Annotated in this window: 15 protein-coding genes; 4 read left to right on the forward strand and 11 right to left on the reverse strand. The window is 60.5% G+C overall.

Translation table 11 applies throughout. From position 1 onward, the window contains the following. The first annotated feature begins 114 nt into the window (after positions 1-114). From C404_RS54975 to C404_RS54985, 4 genes are all read left to right on the forward strand, one after another. Positions 115-2229: a phage integrase family protein gene (locus tag C404_RS54975; RefSeq protein WP_012435607.1), complete on the forward strand. Its 2115-nt coding sequence runs from the start codon at positions 115-117 to the stop codon at positions 2227-2229. 718 nt (positions 2230-2947) lie between these two features. Then, entirely contained in the window at positions 2948-3646 is a 699-nt protein-coding gene (locus tag C404_RS0130455) for a ParA family protein (RefSeq protein WP_012435608.1), read from the forward strand. After that, positions 3639-4715, forward strand: a complete 1077-nt coding sequence (locus C404_RS54980) for a ParB/RepB/Spo0J family partition protein (RefSeq protein ID WP_012435609.1) — start codon at positions 3639-3641, stop codon at positions 4713-4715. Before C404_RS0130455 ends, C404_RS54980 begins: the two co-directional genes overlap by 8 nt. A 969-nt stretch (positions 4716-5684) precedes the next feature. Next, the gene (locus tag C404_RS54985) at positions 5685-6992 is read left to right on the forward strand and encodes a replication initiation protein (protein ID WP_012435610.1); all 1308 of its coding nucleotides are present in this window, start codon (positions 5685-5687) and stop codon (positions 6990-6992) included. Positions 6993-6996: 4 nt separating this feature from the next. On the opposite strand, the gene C404_RS54990 is transcribed toward C404_RS54985, so the two are convergent. From C404_RS54990 to C404_RS55040, 11 genes are all read right to left on the reverse strand, one after another. Then, a complete protein-coding gene (locus C404_RS54990; RefSeq protein ID WP_012435611.1) occupies positions 6997-8718 on the reverse strand; it encodes an ATP-dependent helicase in 1722 nt (573 codons plus the stop codon). A 107-nt stretch (positions 8719-8825) separates the two neighbouring features. Continuing rightward, positions 8826-9299, reverse strand: a complete 474-nt coding sequence (locus C404_RS54995; protein WP_012435612.1) for a hypothetical protein — start codon at positions 9297-9299, stop codon at positions 8826-8828. 136 nt (positions 9300-9435) lie between these two features. Then, the gene (locus C404_RS55000; RefSeq protein ID WP_012755739.1) at positions 9436-9738 is read right to left on the reverse strand and encodes a flagellar transcriptional regulator FlhD; all 303 of its coding nucleotides are present in this window, start codon (positions 9736-9738) and stop codon (positions 9436-9438) included. A 148-nt stretch (positions 9739-9886) separates the two neighbouring features. Beyond that, the gene (locus tag C404_RS55005; RefSeq protein ID WP_012435614.1) at positions 9887-10753 is read right to left on the reverse strand and encodes a hypothetical protein; all 867 of its coding nucleotides are present in this window, start codon (positions 10751-10753) and stop codon (positions 9887-9889) included. 59 nt (positions 10754-10812) lie between these two features. Beyond that, positions 10813-11373: a DUF4400 domain-containing protein gene (locus C404_RS55010; protein WP_225694716.1), complete on the reverse strand. Its 561-nt coding sequence runs from the start codon at positions 11371-11373 to the stop codon at positions 10813-10815. Positions 11374-11429: 56 nt separating this feature from the next. Continuing rightward, entirely contained in the window at positions 11430-11678 is a 249-nt protein-coding gene (locus C404_RS55015; protein WP_012435616.1) for a hypothetical protein, read from the reverse strand. After that, complete coding sequence (locus tag C404_RS55020; RefSeq protein WP_012435617.1) at positions 11650-12156, reverse strand: hypothetical protein; 507 nt, start codon at positions 12154-12156, stop codon at positions 11650-11652. Before C404_RS55020 ends, C404_RS55015 begins: the two co-directional genes overlap by 29 nt. A gap of 7 nt (positions 12157-12163) precedes the next feature. Beyond that, positions 12164-14020: a conjugative transfer system coupling protein TraD gene (traD, locus tag C404_RS55025; RefSeq protein ID WP_012435618.1), complete on the reverse strand. Its 1857-nt coding sequence runs from the start codon at positions 14018-14020 to the stop codon at positions 12164-12166. Next, positions 14017-15279, reverse strand: a complete 1263-nt coding sequence (locus tag C404_RS55030; RefSeq protein WP_012435619.1) for a TraI domain-containing protein — start codon at positions 15277-15279, stop codon at positions 14017-14019. The genes traD and C404_RS55030 overlap by 4 nt, the downstream gene beginning before the upstream one ends. A gap of 4 nt (positions 15280-15283) precedes the next feature. Continuing rightward, a complete protein-coding gene (locus tag C404_RS55035) occupies positions 15284-16354 on the reverse strand; it encodes a type IV secretion system protein (protein ID WP_012435620.1) in 1071 nt (356 codons plus the stop codon). Between the two features lie 11 nt (positions 16355-16365). After that, positions 16366-17157, reverse strand: coding sequence for a conjugal transfer protein TrbJ (locus tag C404_RS55040; protein WP_012435621.1), 792 nt, complete (start codon positions 17155-17157; stop codon positions 16366-16368). Positions 17158-17206 lie beyond the last annotated feature (49 nt).

Consider the following 17206-nt stretch of genomic DNA (forward strand, 5'->3'; position numbering starts at 1 on the left):
GTTGATAAGTATTCTTATCATGTACTGTGAAATTAATGTACGCTTTCGAGAACGTCACTTTTTCGCGTTTTCCAACAGGCCCGGAAACCCAAGCCCGACAACGCTTCGCCGCCCATGGACCCGCTCGACCCCGACCACAACCCTGAACCACCCCCCAGCCTCGAGACGCTGCAAAGTGAAATAAAGCGCACTCGACCCACCCGCCGCCGCGTTGTCGTTCGACGCCACCTCCACCGTGGCCATTTCGCGTTCCTGCGCGCGGTCGTCCAGGGGCTGGATGCCCGGCCGATGTGGGCGCGCTACCTGGCCATCGATGGCGAACTGGAGGCGCAGGCCGAGCTGACGCAGGAGACCTTCGTCGCGCACCCGAAGGTACGGCGCATGACCGCCTGGCTGCGCGCTGAACTGGCGGCGGCCGTGCGCCGCGCCGGCCACTACGGCAAGGTGCGCCTGATCCGCATCGACCTCTCCGGCCTTGCGCAGCGCGGACCCGCGTTGCCAGCGCTGGAGGAGTTCGCGCTGGAGAACGGGCTGGATGACTTCAGCATCGAGGAGCAGCTCGAAGCCTATCGGGAGCGCTTCGGAGACGCGGTGCAGCGGGCCGAGCGCCGGACCAAGCTGATGGAGCGGCAGCTGCGCCTGCTGGCCGACCTGGAACAGGTGCTGGCGGAGCCGGTGCGGGTCGACGACCACTGCCACGCGTGGCTGGCCGCGGGCGTCGCGGATCGGCTGGAGGCCGCCGGCGTAGCCACCATCGGCACCCTGATCGACCGTATCAACAGCCTGGGCGGCGGCTGGTTCCGCGCGCTGCGCGGGGTCGGCGAGAAGAAAGCCCACGCCATCGAGCGCTTCCTGCGCGCGAACGCCGACACGCTGGCGCGCAAACTGGGCGAACACGCCCGGATCCCGCGCCGGCAACTCACCGCGCACGAGCGTGACCGCGTGGTGGCATCCGGCACTGGCCTCCTGCCCCTGGAAAAGATCGTTGTGCCGGCCGCGCTCGACGGCAGTAACGGCCGTTTCCGGCGGCCCCCGGTCGAGTGCCTGCTGGACGCCCAGAACGACTACGAGGCGGTACTCACCTGGCTGCGCTCGAAACCGGGGCTGCCGCCTGCCGAGATCGCCCGGCGGCGCACCGGCCGGCGCGATGTCATCACCGAGCCCGGCCCGCTGGATTGGCTGCACTACCTGTCCAACACCCAGCGCAGTTATCGCAAGGAGGCAGAACGCTTTCTGCTGTGGGCCATCTGGATTCGGCGCAAGCCGCTCTCGTCGATGACGACTGAGGACTGCGTCGCCTACCGCGATTTCCTGGCCGACGTGCCCGACGACTGGTGTGCGCCACGCTCTCGGGAACGGTGGACGCCGAGCTGGAAACCGTTCGAGGGCAAGCTGTCGCCCGAGTCGCAGGCCTATGCCCTGACCGTGCTGCAGAACCTGTACCGGTACCTCAACGACAAGAACTATCTGAGCGGCAATCCGTGGGGCGGCGTGCGGGCGACGAATGGTGGCAAACCACAGCTGGACGTTGGGCGCAGTCTGACCGAGGACCAATGGGCGTTTGTGGTGGAGCGCCTGTTCCTGCTGGAGCGCACGTCATCGAACCTGCGGCTGCAGGTCGCCTTGCCCTTGCTCTACGCCACGGGCTTGCGTCTCGCGGAGATCGTGGGAGCGACAACGGCCGACCTGGCATGGCGCAGTCTCGCCCTCCCCCGCTCCGGCGAACGCATGGACGGCTGGTGGCTGACCGTGGTCGGCAAGGGGTCGCGTGTACGTGAGGTGCCAGTGCCCGATGAGGTCGTGCACGCGCTGGGCGCGTACCTGGACTCCCGCGGCTTCCCCAGCGACCCCGCCCAGATTCGTGAGCCGGTGGCCCTGCTCGGCCACGCGACCGATCAGGCTGAGCGTGCGCCGTGGGCAAAGCGGGACACGGCGAGCCCTGCCGCTCCGCTGACGCCGGGTGTGCTCTACCGGCAGATCAAGCGCTTCTTCCAGGCCTGCGCAACCGAGTTGGAGGCAACCGATCCGCAGGGAGCAGCACGGCTGAACGAAGCCAGCACGCACTGGCTGCGACACTCACACGCATCACATGCCATTGCCGCCGGCACGCCGGTCGAGATCATGCAGCAGAACCTGGGGCACAAGTCGCTCGACACCACGACGGTCTACGTGACGTCGGAAGAGGCCATTCGGATGAAGGAGCTGCGGGGGTTTTGGAAGCGTTCGTGATTTTCGAATGCGGGGGCCGCAACTTCCCCGTCTTTGCAGGCTTAGCCGGCACTGTCCTTAAGCTGGCGCCAAGATCAAACGAAGCCCGTCCTTCATTGGGCTAACTTTCAGTATATAGCGAGCCCCCGTGAACCCCTCAATGAGTTGTCACGTGGAAACTCGCCCCGCAAGCATCCCCAGCTGCATTGCTGCAGTTTCCACGTGACAACTTATCAGACGAGTGTCATGCGCACGCAGAATCATGCGACATGTTGTCGCCGACTGCCGCCAGAGACCGTACTTCTGAACCTTCTATTGCATCACATAGATGCTGGATAGTGACGCCAGCAAAGGGGCCCATCGCGTTTCCAGGTGGCAGCTACCAATGGGGTTCGGTAGATCCGTAAAAGTTTCGCCCAGACTTCGCGTCATTGCGATCGCCGATTCGGCTAATAGCTCCAAGTGTTCCCGTCAGCCACGAAGCCCGTTCGCCCGAACCGCACATGCAACGTATGCTTGGCACGAGTTTCCACGTGACAACTGCACTCCAGCGTCAGGAAAGATGTGACGGGTTGTCACGTGGAAACTGGTCGCAAAGTTCAGTCCACAGTGCATGACGAGGATAGTTTCCACGTGGCAACTCATTTACAACGGCTGATGAGAAAAACACTAAGAGAGATAAGAAATTCCTTGAGTTCACAGCAAGTCTCGCTAAAATCACAAAAACCTTGGAGAACCTATGAGCGCATTTACGATTGCAATCGCAAACCAAAAAGGTGGCGTAGGTAAGACAACGCTGAGTCTCAATCTCGCATCTGCCTTCCAATCTGGAGGCACGGACGTCGCTCTAGTCGACGCAGATCCTCAGAACACCTCATTGCGATGGGCAACAAGCGGTGAGGAGCCTCTCAAGATTTCGGTGGCGAGTCTCGCTCCCGCAGGTTCTAAGATCGGAAACGAAATCCAAAAATTGCAAGGCAAATACGATCTTGTCGTTGTGGACTGCCCTGGTAACCTTGAGGACCCGCGAACGCCCGAGGTGCTCGGCATCGCAGATTTCTGCCTGATCCCAATGGGGCCATCGCCGGCTGACTTGTTCAGCACTCTGGCAATGATTAACGAAATCAAGAACATCAAACGGCGCATCAATCCGGAATTAGCTTCCGCACTGATGCTGAACAACATCAATGGCCGTACACGCATGCGAGAAGAAATCCTTTCGCTGCTGAACCAGCAAGACGTTGGTACGCATCTGCTCCAGAGTCAAATTGCCCAACGTGAAATCTATCGGCAGCTGTTTGCTCTTGGGACTACCGCACATGAGTGCGGGCGATACATGAAGGGGTTGAAGGAAGCACGCGCTGAAATCGAGTCGCTGGTCCTTGAGTTGACGCAGCACATCACTCAATCGCGTTCGCAAAAGGTGGAAAATGTCTAAGAATACTAAGGACACTAAAGTGCAAGGCGCCTCGACAACAAAGGGGCAGCCCATCCCAAAGCTCACCCTCGCGAGCGGGCTGATTAAGGGGTTCAAGAACGAGCAGCAGGCCATTCAGACTCGCGAGCGAGAGCAGGAACCGCCTCCGGCTTCCCCTCAGGAGCAAGAATCTCAACCCGTTACCGAGACAACCGCCAACACGGTGGAACCTGCTGCCGGCCCAACTGCGTCCGCAGTTGGTGGGCGCAAGAGCATCGCAATTGCCGATTGCGTCTCGAACCCGTACAACCCTCGCGTCTTCTATCCAGAGGCGAAAATCCAAGAGTTGGCCCTAACCCTTCAAAGGGAAGGCCAAATTGAGGCCATCAAGTTCACGCGCCTACCTCAGTTCCCTGGCAAGTATGTGATCATCGACGGCGAGCGTCGGCTGCGTGCGAAGAGATCGCTGGGCGAGACGCACATCGATGCCGAAGAACGTCATGACGTACTGCCCATCGACCTCTACACCACGGCTTACCGAGCGAACAACGACCACGAGCGGCAGTCAATCTTCGATGACGCGATTGCGTGGCAGCAATTGATCGAGCAACAGGTGGTCGCGGATCAAAATTCGCTGGCTGAGAAGGTCACCAAAGACAAGGCATACGTCAGCAAGGTTCTTTCGCTGAACGCACTGCCGAGAGCCATTCTAGAGCGCATGGCAGAAAGTGCTGATCGTGTGGGGTTGCAGGCGGCCTACTGCCTCAAGTTGATCTTCGACCGTGTCGGGGAGGAAGGCGCTGATCGTCATCTGACGGCAGTTATCGAAGGCAAGAGAACGGTGCGCGAATTGGAGCTCATCTTGCGCAACCTGCAAGGCCCGGGCGCTACCGCGAAGCGAAGTCGCACTCGCTACCACCAGCTTTTCGATTTCAAAGCTGATGGTGTGCAGCGCGGCCAACTTAAGACATTTCCTGACGGCCGAATTAGCTTGGAGCTGAAGGAAATTCCGGCTGATAAACAAGAGGCGCTGGCTGAGAAGCTGAAGGCACTGGTTGACCAAGAGTTGGTAGAGCCATCAGCGGGCTAGCAACAGCACGCTGTATGCAGGTTTTTCAACGACGAGGCCCAGGTGTACCTGGGTCTTTGTCTTTTTTTGACGCTCTCTGAAAGAGACGCAGCGTTTACTTTGTTTACGTAAACACTTTAAACCTTTAAACAACATTTAGGCTCCGGAAACCCAAGCCCAGTAAGGCTTTGCCGGTCATATGGTGCATAGATTTGTGGATTGGGTGAACACCATTGGGGAACGCCGGTTGTGGATTTGGGGCTACGGTGAAAGCCATTGGGGCCAAGGGGTTGTGGATTTGGGGCTTTGGTGAACGGATTTGGGGCGCCGCCAGCGAACCCTAAAGGTGAAAGGATTTGGGGATGGCGAGGGTGAACAGATTTGGGGAGAGCCACCCTAGAGTACAGCCCAGGTGCGACACACGAGACCGTAGGTTGGACCCGCTTGGTGAACGGATTTGGGGAGATGAAAGGTGAAAGGATTTGGGGCGCATGCGAGCAGGCACTCCCGCACAAATCCATGCCTGCAAACATAGGTGAAAGGATTTGGGGATTCCATAGGTGAACGAATTTGGGGTAACCCCGTGAGTACCCACTTCCATCCAGCCCCAGGCTCCCGGGCATAGGTGAAAGGATTTGGGGAGGGGAAGGGTGAAAGGATTTGGGGCAATTGGCTCCGAAAGCGCACCCGAGACGACTTCAAGAGTCTGTCGCCCCTTCCAATGCTTACGAAATGGGCAAATGAGCGCTATGGAGCACAATAGATGGACGGGCAACTGCGGAAAGCCCCCCAAATCCGTTCACCTTTCGAGGAATGCGGGGCCGAAAGCCCGCGTAAAAGGTGAACGTTTTTGGGGAGAGCGAGATCAAGAGTCGAACACTCAGGCAGCGAGCGCTGTCCCTTCCTGGCAACGTAAGATTGCCAAACGAGCGCTATAGGTGAAAAATCTACCCCTAGTTTTTCACCTATAGCGAACCCACCCACTAGGTCATGGCACGCGTACCCGAAGCAAAGAAGGGTTCCCAGATCGCCCTGTTTCAACAACAGGAGGCTCCTGAGCCGTTCAAGAAGGCGGTTCAAGCGATCCACGTTTCACCGGTAGGTAGTGCGCTGTCGCTCCAGCAGCGCCGCATCTTCAATGCACTGATCAAGAACGCCATCGAGCAACGCCTGGCAGGCCGAGAAACAAACAACACGTTTCAGGTCTCTATCCCTCAGATGATGGCAGCGCTCGACCTCACCACGAAGGACAACGCATACATCAAAGAGACCGCAAAATCGTTGATGCGCACTGTCGTGGATTGGGATCAGCTCAATAGCGACGGCACGTCGACATGGACGGGTTCAACACTCATTGCCGGCGCCAAGATTGTGGGCTCCGTCTTGTCGTATTCGTTCGCTCCGCAGATCAGTGAGGAGCTACTGGATCCCCAACGGTACGCAATGATCGACATGCGGATCGCCAAGCTGTTCCGGCGGTCCTATTCGCTTGCGTTGTGGGAGAACACTGTACGGTTCGAACGGATAGGCCTGACCGCACGTATCCCACTGGCCACCTTTCGCAATCTCATACTCGGACGCGAAGAGAGCGAGACCAAATACAAGGAATACAAGATCTTCAAGCGAGCGGTGTTGACGCCGAGTATTGCCGAAATCAATGATGTATCAGACCATGAGATCGAGTTGATCGAGCACAAGGTCGGCCGAACCGTCGGTGAGATTCAATTCAAGATCAGTCGCAAAGTGAGCGCACTGGAGGAGGAGCCTCACCAAGACCTAGTCAACACAGTGGTCAAGTTCGGTGTCCCGCATTCCGAGGCCAAGCGCCTCGTTCGCACGTTCGGAGCCGAACGCATCCTGGAGGCAATCAGCTACACGCGCGCTCGACAAGCGAAGAAGGGTGTTCCGCCGTTGGATAACATCCCGGCGTACTTTCGCAAGTCGCTTACGGAGGATTGGGGCAAGGGCGCGGGCAAGGCTGAGTCTGCCGGAGCTGGTCAACAGCAGCAGAAGCCGTTGGCACGAAGCCCAAAGAATGAAGAGGATGCGCGGGCGCAATACCTCGCAGCTCGCATTCCGCATGCGCAGGGCTACTTTGGGGAACTATCCGCTGACGATCAGTCGGCGATGCTCTCGCGTTACAACGATCAGTGTTCTGTGAAGGAGTTGAAGGTCGTCGCAGGCAAGAAGCCCTCCAAGGCAGCGGAATCGAATTTTTTCGAATGGGTGGCACACGAAACTTGGGGCGAACCCAATGCCGGCGAAATTCTGAACTTCGTGCTGTCGGGAAAAGTCTAGCTGATTATTTCGACACACCGGCTTCAAGAACGAATCGAGAGGTTGGATTCTTCTTCGCCGTGCTCATCTCAAGACGGTCGCGCGCACGGGTCATGGCCACGTAGAACAAGCGACGCTCCTCGGACTCTGTGCTCTTCTCGTTCGGCACCACGGTTTCTTCAGCCCTGATGATGCATACGTGATCCCACTCCAAGCCCTTTGAGTTGTGCATGGTCGTGAGAATCAGCGCGTCGGCCGCCGGTACGTTGTTCTCGCGCCGCAGGAAGGCGATACGATCCGAGAATGGACCGTTGAGGCGGCTCAGCACGTCGTAGGTCGTGGTGACCGCACGCTTGGCGGTGTCTGCTTTGGCACGTTGAGCCATCCACTCGTAGACACCTTCCAGCACGAGCGGATAGAACTTCCGATCGCAGAGACCGCGCCATTCGGCAAGCCGCTTCATCAGCTCCCGGTACGTGTCCGCGGTGCTCTCGGCCAGGCCCATCTCGACCAGCTCCTTGCGCGGCCGCTGCTCAAGACTGGGACCGATCCGGCTGTGCAACGTCTTGAGGTCTTGCGCTCCGACGCCAGCGAACGCCAGCACGGCATCGAGGCCGTTGGTCTTCGTTTTCTGGATGAGTTCGAGCAGGTTGCACATTAGCGCGGCCTCGGCCCGGCTCAGGATTGATTTGCCGGACGCTCGGAAATACTTCACGCCATGGGAGCGGCAGACGGCCTCAACTGGGTCGAGGATACGGTTCGTTCTTGCCAGGATCGCTGCCGATTTGCTGGCGCGCATCGACGCTGCGAGGGCCTCCACTGCGTTCACGGCCTCGGCATATTCGTCATCGAAGCGCCGAAACGAGATGTGGCCGCCGGGGCCACGCGCGGCGACCAGATCTTTGCGGATGCGCTCCTTGTTGTTCCGAATGACGTTGTCGGCAGCGGCGAGGATTTCTGACTTGCAGCGATAGTTCTCCCCCAGAATCACGGGACGCGCGTCGAACTCCTTGATGAACGACTCCATGCCTCGGAATCCGAGCGCGGCCCTGAAGCCGTAGATGCTTTGGTCATCGTCACCGACTACGGTCACGATCGAGCCACTGCGCGCGTGCTGCGCGACCCACTGGTATTGCAGCGGATCGGTGTCCTGGAACTCATCGACCAGCAGGTGCGTGAAAGGGTAGGGCGAGATGGTTCCGCGCTCCATGCCCTCGATGGCCATACAGAGCATGTCCTGGAAGTCGAGCTTCCCGTTCCGCGCCAGCGCTTGTTGGTATGCCGAATACAGGCGCTCCTCAACGCTGCCAGGCGGAACCCTGCCGAAGTCCATTTTGATTGCCTCGATGGCGGCCAAAGCGGCTTCTTCCTTCCAATCAAGGTCGGCTTCCTTCAGGGCTTGTGCAACCAGCGCCAACTGGTCCCCCTCGTTGGCGATGTCCTGCTGCTTGCATCCCTTTGGTGTGAGCTGCTTGAACGCCAGCCCGTGAAAGGTCCCTGCCAACAGGCGAGCCTTCGATGCCGGCCCGGCCAGCGCGCGAATGCGCTCCTGCAGTTCCGTGGCCGCCTCCTTGTTGAAGGTCACAGCACCGACCCTGCATGCGGGATCGGCGAGAAGAATGGCTGCCTTGGTCGCAATTGTCTTTGTCTTTCCGGCGCCCGGGCAGGCAACGGCGACACAGTGCAGGCGTAGGTCTGCCACTTCGCGCTGTGACGGGTTCAGTTCGTCTAGGATTGACGTGGGCATCTGAGAAACCAATACGGTGGCCAACCCCGAGCCTGCGATGGCCGATGGGGTCGGCAAGTGGCCTGCGAGCCGGGTGAAGCTTCTGGAAACTCGCAGGCACCCGGGACTTAGGCTCGACGGACCTTCTGAAGCGACGAGCGGAATGCGCGCAGGCTGTCGTTGAAGGACCCAGAGAACAAGTACCAACCCCAGCCCAGAAGCGCGAAGATGCTGTACATCAGCGCCAGATTCATCCCCGCTTCGCGCGCCGAAGCGTCGATCGACTGCTGTTCGAAGCCAAACGTCTTGCACAGGGCCTGCGGCGGGGGCAAGCCTTTGACGGCAGACGTGGTGTCCTTGCATGTCTGCATCGTGATATAGCCAGCCGGAGCCGCCGGATACTTGGCTCTATCAGCGACGGACTGGAGCAGCTCGCGCGGGATCGCGGAGAATGAGAAGTCACTATGGATCGCAAGCAGTAGGCAGAACGCGACGCTCGGCACGACAACCAGCAAGCGGAAAGCCCAACCACCCCAGAATGCGATGTGGCGGACCAGCGTCCATGCGACGGACAGCTTTGTCAGTGTGGCCTGTGAGTTCATGGTGTTCCCAATGGATGTGTAAGCGGTTAGCGATCGAGTGCGTCGCCACTCCATAAATGGCAGTGACTCGCAAAAACCGGCAATCGGCTTCAAAAAATGTCGGTGGAGTAGACCGCTGCGCGCCGAACCCGGGGCGTCACGCAATCGCGGGGGCCGCCTTGCCCGCCGAGGCAGGGCTTTCCAACAGCTCCAGGCGAGGTCCAGCCAACAGCGCAGCGAGCACCCGATCATCAAAGTGGATGCGGCACAAAAACAGATTGGTCTGTGCCATGCGCACGCATGCCTCTTCGTCGAGGGTCAGCAATGCCTCGCCCATCGATTGAGAGATACCCAGCGCAGTTGTCGCCAGGGCTTGATCGGTGGCTAGCAGCCTGCGAGCAAGGCGCAGATACGCGATATTGAGAGATCGAATCTCGCTCAGCAGCGATGTCGCTTCCATGGTGATGTCGTTTGCAGGCGATTCAGGAAATGCCGAGCGCATGTGGCCCGCCGCCGGCGGAACCCTCTGTGCCGATGCGTACGCCGTACCGCCACCAACAGGTGAAGATACGGCGGAGGTCGTCCGGCAGGGCACGAGCGCGCTCAGATCAGATGTTGCGCACGGTGGTCATCAGACGCAGGTGCGTCGTGTAGCAACGAATGGCCAGCGGTTGGAACTTGCGCAGGAAGCGATTCACTTCCTCGTTCACGTCCGACTGATCGCGGATGGCGTTCCACACCATGAAGTCGAAGTGATCCATGGCCCGGTCGAACTTGTTCAGCACGCCCAGAGCCCGCATCGAGAAGGGCGAGTATGCTTCGACCACCATCTCCATCGACGGCTTTGTGACCGACGGCTTCCAGATCATTGCGCCGCTGGATTCCATGTCCTTCTCGCGTGCTGCGCGATAGCCCTCGGCGACGCGCAGCTGCTCATCGACGTAGGCTTCCAGATTGGCCATTTGTGTCTCGAAGTGCTTTGTGATGGTCGACAGCTCCGACGCGGTGAACGTGCTGTGTCCGAAGCGGGTCAGGTTGATGGTCATCCGGTTCATGAACGGCCACCACTGCTCGAACAGGGGCTTGAGGCGCGTGTGGTTGAGTTTGACCATAGTCTCGACAACAGACGCACCCGCGAGCTGACGGGTCAGGATCTGGCGCCCCAGTTCGCGCCGGCGGGACACGATCTTGGCGCGATCATCCGGCGACATTTCGCGGAACATTTTGCGGGTGCGCGCAACCTCGCCCTTCTGGCTGTCCGCGTCGGCCGCCGAGATCAGACTGTCGCGCTGCAGCGCATCGACCGCGCTCTCCATCTCGTTGAGTTCTTGTTCAACGTCGGACGGTGTTGTTGCGCCTGCCGTATTCGCTGCGGCGCTGGATTCAACTTCATCGTTGGGAAGGGTATCCCCGTTCGTCGTCACGGCAACGTCGGAGTTGTCGGCGCCTGCAACCTTATCGATCGTGTTCTGCATGGTGTGCTCCTTAAAATTTGCTCCCAAAATGGGCGCCAGTGGGACGGAATGAAACGCGGCTATCGGCCTACGTGAAACGATGCAGCCATCCGCCAGCCGAGCACGCCCAACACCAGCGCGCCGACTGACCACCACATCGTGTTCAAGGAAAATGGAAACAGGAGGGCGGACGTGCCCAATCCCAGGGTGATGACCGTGGCGTGTGCCGCCACGTGAAAAGCAACGGGGCTTGCGAACCCGGCAGCAGCTGCTTTGATTCGGCGCGAGACGGCACCGTCGTTCATCATGGCCATGCCGAAGACGAAGGCACCGAATGCCCACGAGAGAGCGACGTTCGCGCGGAAGATGCCTCGGTAGATGGACATCCAGAAGTGCCGCAGCCAAGCGTTGCTCATGTCCGTCGCGCCAGCGTCGGAGATATCGGTGCTGTTCGGCAGCGTGGACGTCCACGCCTTCATGGCGCCAGACTCGACGAACCAGTGCCGAAACTGCGTGTTGGTCCGATCCGCAGCCCGCGTCGCCGCGGTGTCTCCCAGGTTCAGTTCAACCGACGCCAGTTCGGCGTCGGAAATCTCGAATGTGGTATCGCCTTCGAGGAAGGGACAGCCGACCGCGAGCATGATCGGGGCAACAAGCGTCCACAGGCGAAGGTGCGAGGCGAAGCGACTGTCAGCCATCAGAGCACCACGCGCAGGATCAGCAACGCCGGCGTCACGATGACGGAAGCCAACCCAAACCAGAACAGCGCCGGTCGGCGAAGTGCGACGCTCTGCAGCGCGAAGCACAGTGCTTCGCGGCCGCGGGCGTACTCGGGCGGAATCTCGGCCAGTTCCTGCAGGTAGCCTCGGGCGGCGAGTTCGATACGGCCGACCGTATCGAGATCGAGCCGGGACACCTTAGCGATGAGCGAATTCTTCAGCGACATCGTATTCCTCGAAATAGCGGCAGAAGACGTGCCCACTGAGCACCCGCGCAGCCATTTGCATGGCAGCGCTGCGCGGCGTCACGTCGTCAGGGCAGGGCTCATCGACCATGCGGCACTGGTAGCCGGCGCTTTGGCGTGCCTCGAAGTCCGGGATGGGTTCCTGCAGTGGTGCCCAGACGTGGTACTTCTCGCCCTTGAACGCGGCGTAGCGCATGGAAAAGATCTCGTGCGAGCGGGTGAAGAGGCCGCGCACGAAAGCAATATTCGCGTCGCCCTCCTTGCGCGCCTGGCGGTAAGCCGACAACGCATCCATCAGCATCTCGGCCACGAGGGGTTCTTCGCGCACGCGAAAATTGACGCCGAGAAAATCGACGACGCGCTTGCAGGAGTCATCCAGCTCCGGGAAGGCGATGAAGACGGGCGCGAGCTTCGACGAAAGCTTGTACTGGTTCACGACTTGTCGAAACAGACTGGGCATGCTGCAGTTATCCTTGGATGATGGGAATGCGACCTTGGTAGACCGAGCCACCGGAGATGCGCATGAAGTACTGGAGGTTCGGCAGTTCGGTGATGAGGCGTGGCGGAATCAGCGGCGCCTTCTCCAACTGCGTCGAGCGAGATACGGAGCCGCTGAATTCCCCGACGTGCGACTCGGAACCTGTGCTTGCGCTGCTCGACACCACGATGTTGCGAATGGCTGTCTCGCCCACCTTGTCGGAGAACCATTGCGCGGTGTCGGTATCCTCAAGGCGCAGGATGATCTGGTTGTTCAGGTTGCCGAGCACCTGCAGCATCTTTGCAGCACTGCCAAGCTTGGCTTCCAGGTCGGAGCGGCTTTGGAACGCCACGAACGACCGGAAGCCGGCGCCACGGCCTTTGTTGAGAATCTGGATCACCTGCTCGTTGATGGCTTCGGCCACCTCATCGACCAGCAAGACGATGTCGGGTGGCGTCTCGTAGAAGTTGTAGATGGCGCCCGCGACAGAAGCCACGTCGGCCAGCAGCATGGAAGCGATCGCCTTGGCGACGATGCTGTTGGACATCGAATCCAGGCCAACGTACAGGACGGCCTTCTGCTTGATCACGCGCTCGATATCCCAGATCTCACGGTCATCCGTGAAATCGTCGGCCTTCGGCGCGAGCATGAGACCGGTTTCGCCGGTAGCCAGCATCTGCAGCAGCGGCAGCGCCGAGGCGATGATCCGCATGTAGTGCTCGCGATCGTGCACGAAGGTGGCCACCAGGCCGTCGATCGTCTCGTGGCCGAGGCCCTTCTTTGCGAAGTTGTCGACGTAGAGCTGAACCATCCCCTGCAGAGGATCCACCCCGCCCTTCTGGGCGATGCGCTGCAGAAAGCCTCTGGCCTCGTCTTCCCAGTCGAGCATGCCCGCTTCCGGAAAGAATCGGCGCAGGCATCGATCGAGCAGACCATTGATGCCGGACTGTGCGTAATTCAGGATCGAGCGGAGGTTCGGCTTGTCGCCGACGTACAGCTCACCCTTGACTGCGCGGTCGATGAAGAGGAAGGCAAAGTCGCGGAAAGGGCCTTCTTCCATCAGTTGGGAGACGCGGCTGGCGATTTCCGACGGCTGCGACCAATTCTCAACCGGATTCATCCGAATCGATTCGGACGGCGCAGCCTGCTTCCAGTACAGGAACTTGCGACCGGCACGCTTGCATTCACGCTCGACGCGCTTCTTGAAGTCCTTGTCGTTCTTCGGGTCGACAATAATGAGGACGTCTTTGTTGGGGCTGTGAATGACCTGTGTCGCAATCAGCTCGTAGGTCTTGGTTTTCCCGGCACCCGTGGTGCCGCTCACGGCCGTGTGACCGCCGAGCGCCTTATAGTGCAGGGGCACTTCGATCTTGTTGGGTTCCATCCCGTGGATCCAGGACTTGCCCTGCGGGGCCGTGTCGGGGACGCTGTTGGGCGGCGCAAACGCGGTCTCGATTCGCTTGGCGACTTTCGGCGGGAGCCACTTCGGAAGACCCGGAATTTCGGTGGACGGCATGCGCAAGATGTCGTGCGCGATCTGGCAATGGCGCTGCGTCCATTCGAAGCCGTTACCGAAGTACATCGCGTCAAGGTCGGCTCGCATGCGGGCACTCGTGCGCAGCAGCACGTCGATCTGAATGAGGGTGAGCCAACGCGTCGAAATCGACATGCGAAAGGCCAGCGCCTTGCGCACCTGGTAGGCGCGCGCCACGAGGAACAGAGCACAAATGACCGCGAACGCCCATGCGTGGGGCATGCCGGACAGGGGGAGCAAGATCAAACCGATCAGCCAACCGACGGCCGCGCGGGCCTCGAAGATCGGGCGAAAGTGGCTCACGTAGTTCATTGCTGCGGACGGGCGAGGATCAGCGAGCCAATGCGCTCGACCAGCACGATGTCAGCGCCCTGCGAGCTGGCGAGGAGGTTGAGCTTGCGCAGGTTGTCCACCAGCGTTTCGCTGGCGATGCCGTAGCTGCCGAGAATCCGCTTTTGCAGCACCAGCCCCTTTTCGGCCCAGTGCACGGCCACCTTGCCCGACTCGACGTCCTGCACGAGTGCGCGGAAGAACTCGCGCATGAGCGTGCTCGCAGAACTCAGGATTTCGGCAAACGGGTCTTCCTGTTTGACCGTTGGCTCTTTGGGCACCTGCATCGAGTCCAAGTCGAACAGTGAGCTTTGGGTGTTGGGCTTCTCCGATGTCGGCGCTGGCGTCTCAGGCGAAGCTGAAGCGGTTGACGTCGGCGTGGCCTTGGCCTGCTCGAACAGCGCCGAGACGCTATCCGCTGCCGACGGCTCGCTCTTTGCCGCCTTGGCTTTGGGCTGCGATGGACGTTTCTCGGCCGCCGGGGCCGGTTGAGCGTGAGCGGCAAATCCGTCCTCCAACGTCTTCGCGGGAGGAATCGGCGTGGTATCGGGGGCAAAGCGCGCGCGCCGTGCTTTGTCCTCGGTGTCGCAGGTCACCGCCACGGCTTGACGCAGGACCTTGTGCAGCAGCGACTCGGTACCGGCCGGGCGGCTCTCCGGATTGATCGCACCGAAGAGGTCGGTTTGCACCATGCTCTCGAGCAGCTCCAGCCGAGTGTTGCCGAGGATGGAACGTGCGAGCAGGGCGGTACGCATCCGCTCGATGGGCAATGGCGCCTCTCGGCGTTGCACACGGTATTCGCCACCTTCCAGCCAAGCCGAGAAGGCGCCATGCGCGGCAGGGCTCCACTCGGCCTGGTCTCTCAGTCGGTAGAACTGGAAATGGCGGAACGGTTCGTCCAGCCAGGTGCAGCACGCCGCGAGGAACACGGCATACAGGTATTGTGGTTCGAGCTTGCGCCGACGCTCCGAGGGCTGGTCGGCGCCGAACTTCTGTCCCCCGGATAGCCGCAGGGCGTAGTAGACGGTCTCGACCGTGGCGCGAAACGCGCCACCGGGTTCCGGATGCTGTTCGGGGCGCAGCGGCATCGACGAATACCAGTCGGCGCAGGTTTCGAGCACGGACAACCACTTGCGCTCGAAATCCGCGCTCGACGACTCGTTCGCGTACTGCCGAACGAGGTCCAGCCGCGAACCGAGCGTGGCGGTCAATGCAGCGATGGGCATTGGCGTGTGGTTCATATCGTCAGCCCGCCATGCGCTTGCCAAGGCCCCACGCCGCCTTGATGCCGCCCTTTACGGCCCCGCCGCTGATGCCGGCACCATTGCCAAACAGCTTGCCTGCAATGCTCGGAATCTCGAACGAAATGAACAGCAGGAAGATGCTCAGCACGAGCGCATAACAGGCGCCCGCCATCGTGTCGGTACCGATCGAGTTCACGTCACCGAGTGAAGATGCGAACGACGCGGTCACCAGCTTCGACATGATTGCCGCGACCACTGCATACAGAGAGCCGGACACCATGTAGTCAAACCAGGCGAGGAAGTATTTGCGCGTGAATTCGGAAAAACCCAGGGCGACCGCGAGCTGGCCGACGACGATGCCGATGGCCACCTGAATTTGACCGAGCGAGATGTAGAAGTTGTAGATCACCGATGTCGCCACCGTCACGGCGAAGGCAAGCAGCAGGGGGATCAGGGCCAGGGCCACCCCAATCTTCTGGTACCAGGTCGCGGCATTCAGGGCATTGCCGTAGGAGTCCCACAAATTGCCGGCCGTCGTGGCCAACGTCGCACCGGGCGAAAGGTCGCCGCCGGCGATGGACGTGGCCATGGTGTTGAAGTACTGGTAGATGCCTGGCGCGAACCGCTCGTATCCCACATAGATCGCGGCGAATATCCCGAGCGTCGCCATCTCTTCCAGGAAGTTCGTCCACGCGGTGACGGGGTGGTGAGCGCCAGCGAAGCGCATTGCCGCCAGGACAATGGTGATGATGCCCAGCGCCGCCGCGAACTTGGCGGCTTCTGGGGTAATCGTGTGACTGATACCGACCGCGGCATTGATGACCTGCGCCGTCGAATCGGTGAACTTCTTGAGCGCGCTAGAGATGGCTTCCCCGACCGCGCCTTTCGGCCCGGCGAGGTTGGGACCGGATTGGTTATCCGCGCCTGACCCCGCAGAGCCGGTGGGAGACGGCGTCGAGGGTGTCGTGACAGGGAAGGTCGCGTCTGCCTGCGCCGTTGCACCTGTCGACAACGCCGCGAGGCAGACCAGCAACGCTATGCGCATCAGGCCCATCAGTCGAGGAAAGCTCATCTGTGCCACTCTCACTGGGCGGTGCTGCTGCGCGTGTACACGGACTGGCGCAGCTTCTGGAGCTGAGCGTCCTGGCTGGAGATCACGCTCTGCATGGCCGCCGTTTTTTCTTCCGTGTCGGCGTTCTCCTTCCGGTCTTTCACGGCGTCAGCCTGCACCTTGGTGCCAATCAGCTTGATGAGGTCGGCGTTCTGGCTGGAGAGCAGGTCCAGGTATTGATTGGTGGTCTGGGCGGTGGCCTGCGCCGTCGGGCTCAGCGTCATCTGTGACTGCAGGTCCTGACGACGTTGGGCCAGATGCGCGATGTTCTTGGCGACGTCGGTGCCGGCATCGAACAAGGCTTGCGCCGTCTTATTCCCAGAGGTCAGGAGCGTGCGTTGGTCCTCGAACCATTGCGCGGGCGACTTGCCGGACACCACCACCAGGCCGTTCACCTTGTCCAAGAAGCTCGCATCGCTGGAGACTGCCCCGTAAAGCTGCTGGAGCACTTGGCCGTAGTCCGAGTAGCGCTTCACGTCCGCCAGGATCGAGTCGATCTGCGCTTGGTTCTTGATGTCATCAAGGCCCACAGCCTGCTGGAGCTGGTTCAGCATCATCTTGTACTGGTAGATGATGTTGGTGTTCTCGTACACCTCGGTCTTCAACGCTTGCGCCGCGCTGATGGTGTTCTTGAGGAAGTTAGCGGCATCGAACACCGGCCAGCCGGAGGCATGGGCGGGGCTCGACAGCACGACGGCGGATGCGGCCACGACGAATGTGCCGCGCATCTTTCGCAAAGTTGCAGAGAATGTGGTCTTGAGCATGGGTGGCTCCTTCGATTGAGAGATGGCGCAACGCAGCGCCGTGGTACGA

The organism is Ralstonia sp. AU12-08, from assembly GCF_000442475.1.
GTDB lineage: Bacteria > Pseudomonadota > Gammaproteobacteria > Burkholderiales > Burkholderiaceae > Ralstonia > Ralstonia insidiosa.

Coding starts and splice junctions, on each gene's coding strand:
- C404_RS55020 (WP_012435617.1), bottom strand. CDS start 12,156: ATGCCCAGTCTGTTTCGACAAGTCGTGAACCAGTACAAGCTTTCGTCG.
- C404_RS54990 (WP_012435611.1), bottom strand. CDS start 8,718: ATGCCCACGTCAATCCTAGACGAACTGAACCCGTCACAGCGCGAAGTG.
- C404_RS55015 (WP_012435616.1), bottom strand. CDS start 11,678: ATGTCGCTGAAGAATTCGCTCATCGCTAAGGTGTCCCGGCTCGATCTC.
- C404_RS55005 (WP_012435614.1), bottom strand. CDS start 10,753: ATGCAGAACACGATCGATAAGGTTGCAGGCGCCGACAACTCCGACGTT.
- C404_RS54980 (WP_012435609.1), top strand. CDS start 3,639: ATGTCTAAGAATACTAAGGACACTAAAGTGCAAGGCGCCTCGACAACA.
- C404_RS54995 (WP_012435612.1), bottom strand. CDS start 9,299: ATGAACTCACAGGCCACACTGACAAAGCTGTCCGTCGCATGGACGCTG.
- C404_RS55000 (WP_012755739.1), bottom strand. CDS start 9,738: ATGGAAGCGACATCGCTGCTGAGCGAGATTCGATCTCTCAATATCGCG.
- C404_RS54985 (WP_012435610.1), top strand. CDS start 5,685: ATGGCACGCGTACCCGAAGCAAAGAAGGGTTCCCAGATCGCCCTGTTT.
- C404_RS0130455 (WP_012435608.1), top strand. CDS start 2,948: ATGAGCGCATTTACGATTGCAATCGCAAACCAAAAAGGTGGCGTAGGT.
- C404_RS54975 (WP_012435607.1), top strand. CDS start 115: ATGGACCCGCTCGACCCCGACCACAACCCTGAACCACCCCCCAGCCTC.
- C404_RS55010 (WP_225694716.1), bottom strand. CDS start 11,373: ATGCTCGCGGTCGGCTGTCCCTTCCTCGAAGGCGATACCACATTCGAG.
- C404_RS55030 (WP_012435619.1), bottom strand. CDS start 15,279: ATGAACCACACGCCAATGCCCATCGCTGCATTGACCGCCACGCTCGGT.
- traD (WP_012435618.1), bottom strand. CDS start 14,020: ATGAACTACGTGAGCCACTTTCGCCCGATCTTCGAGGCCCGCGCGGCC.
- C404_RS55040 (WP_012435621.1), bottom strand. CDS start 17,157: ATGCTCAAGACCACATTCTCTGCAACTTTGCGAAAGATGCGCGGCACA.
- C404_RS55035 (WP_012435620.1), bottom strand. CDS start 16,354: ATGAGCTTTCCTCGACTGATGGGCCTGATGCGCATAGCGTTGCTGGTC.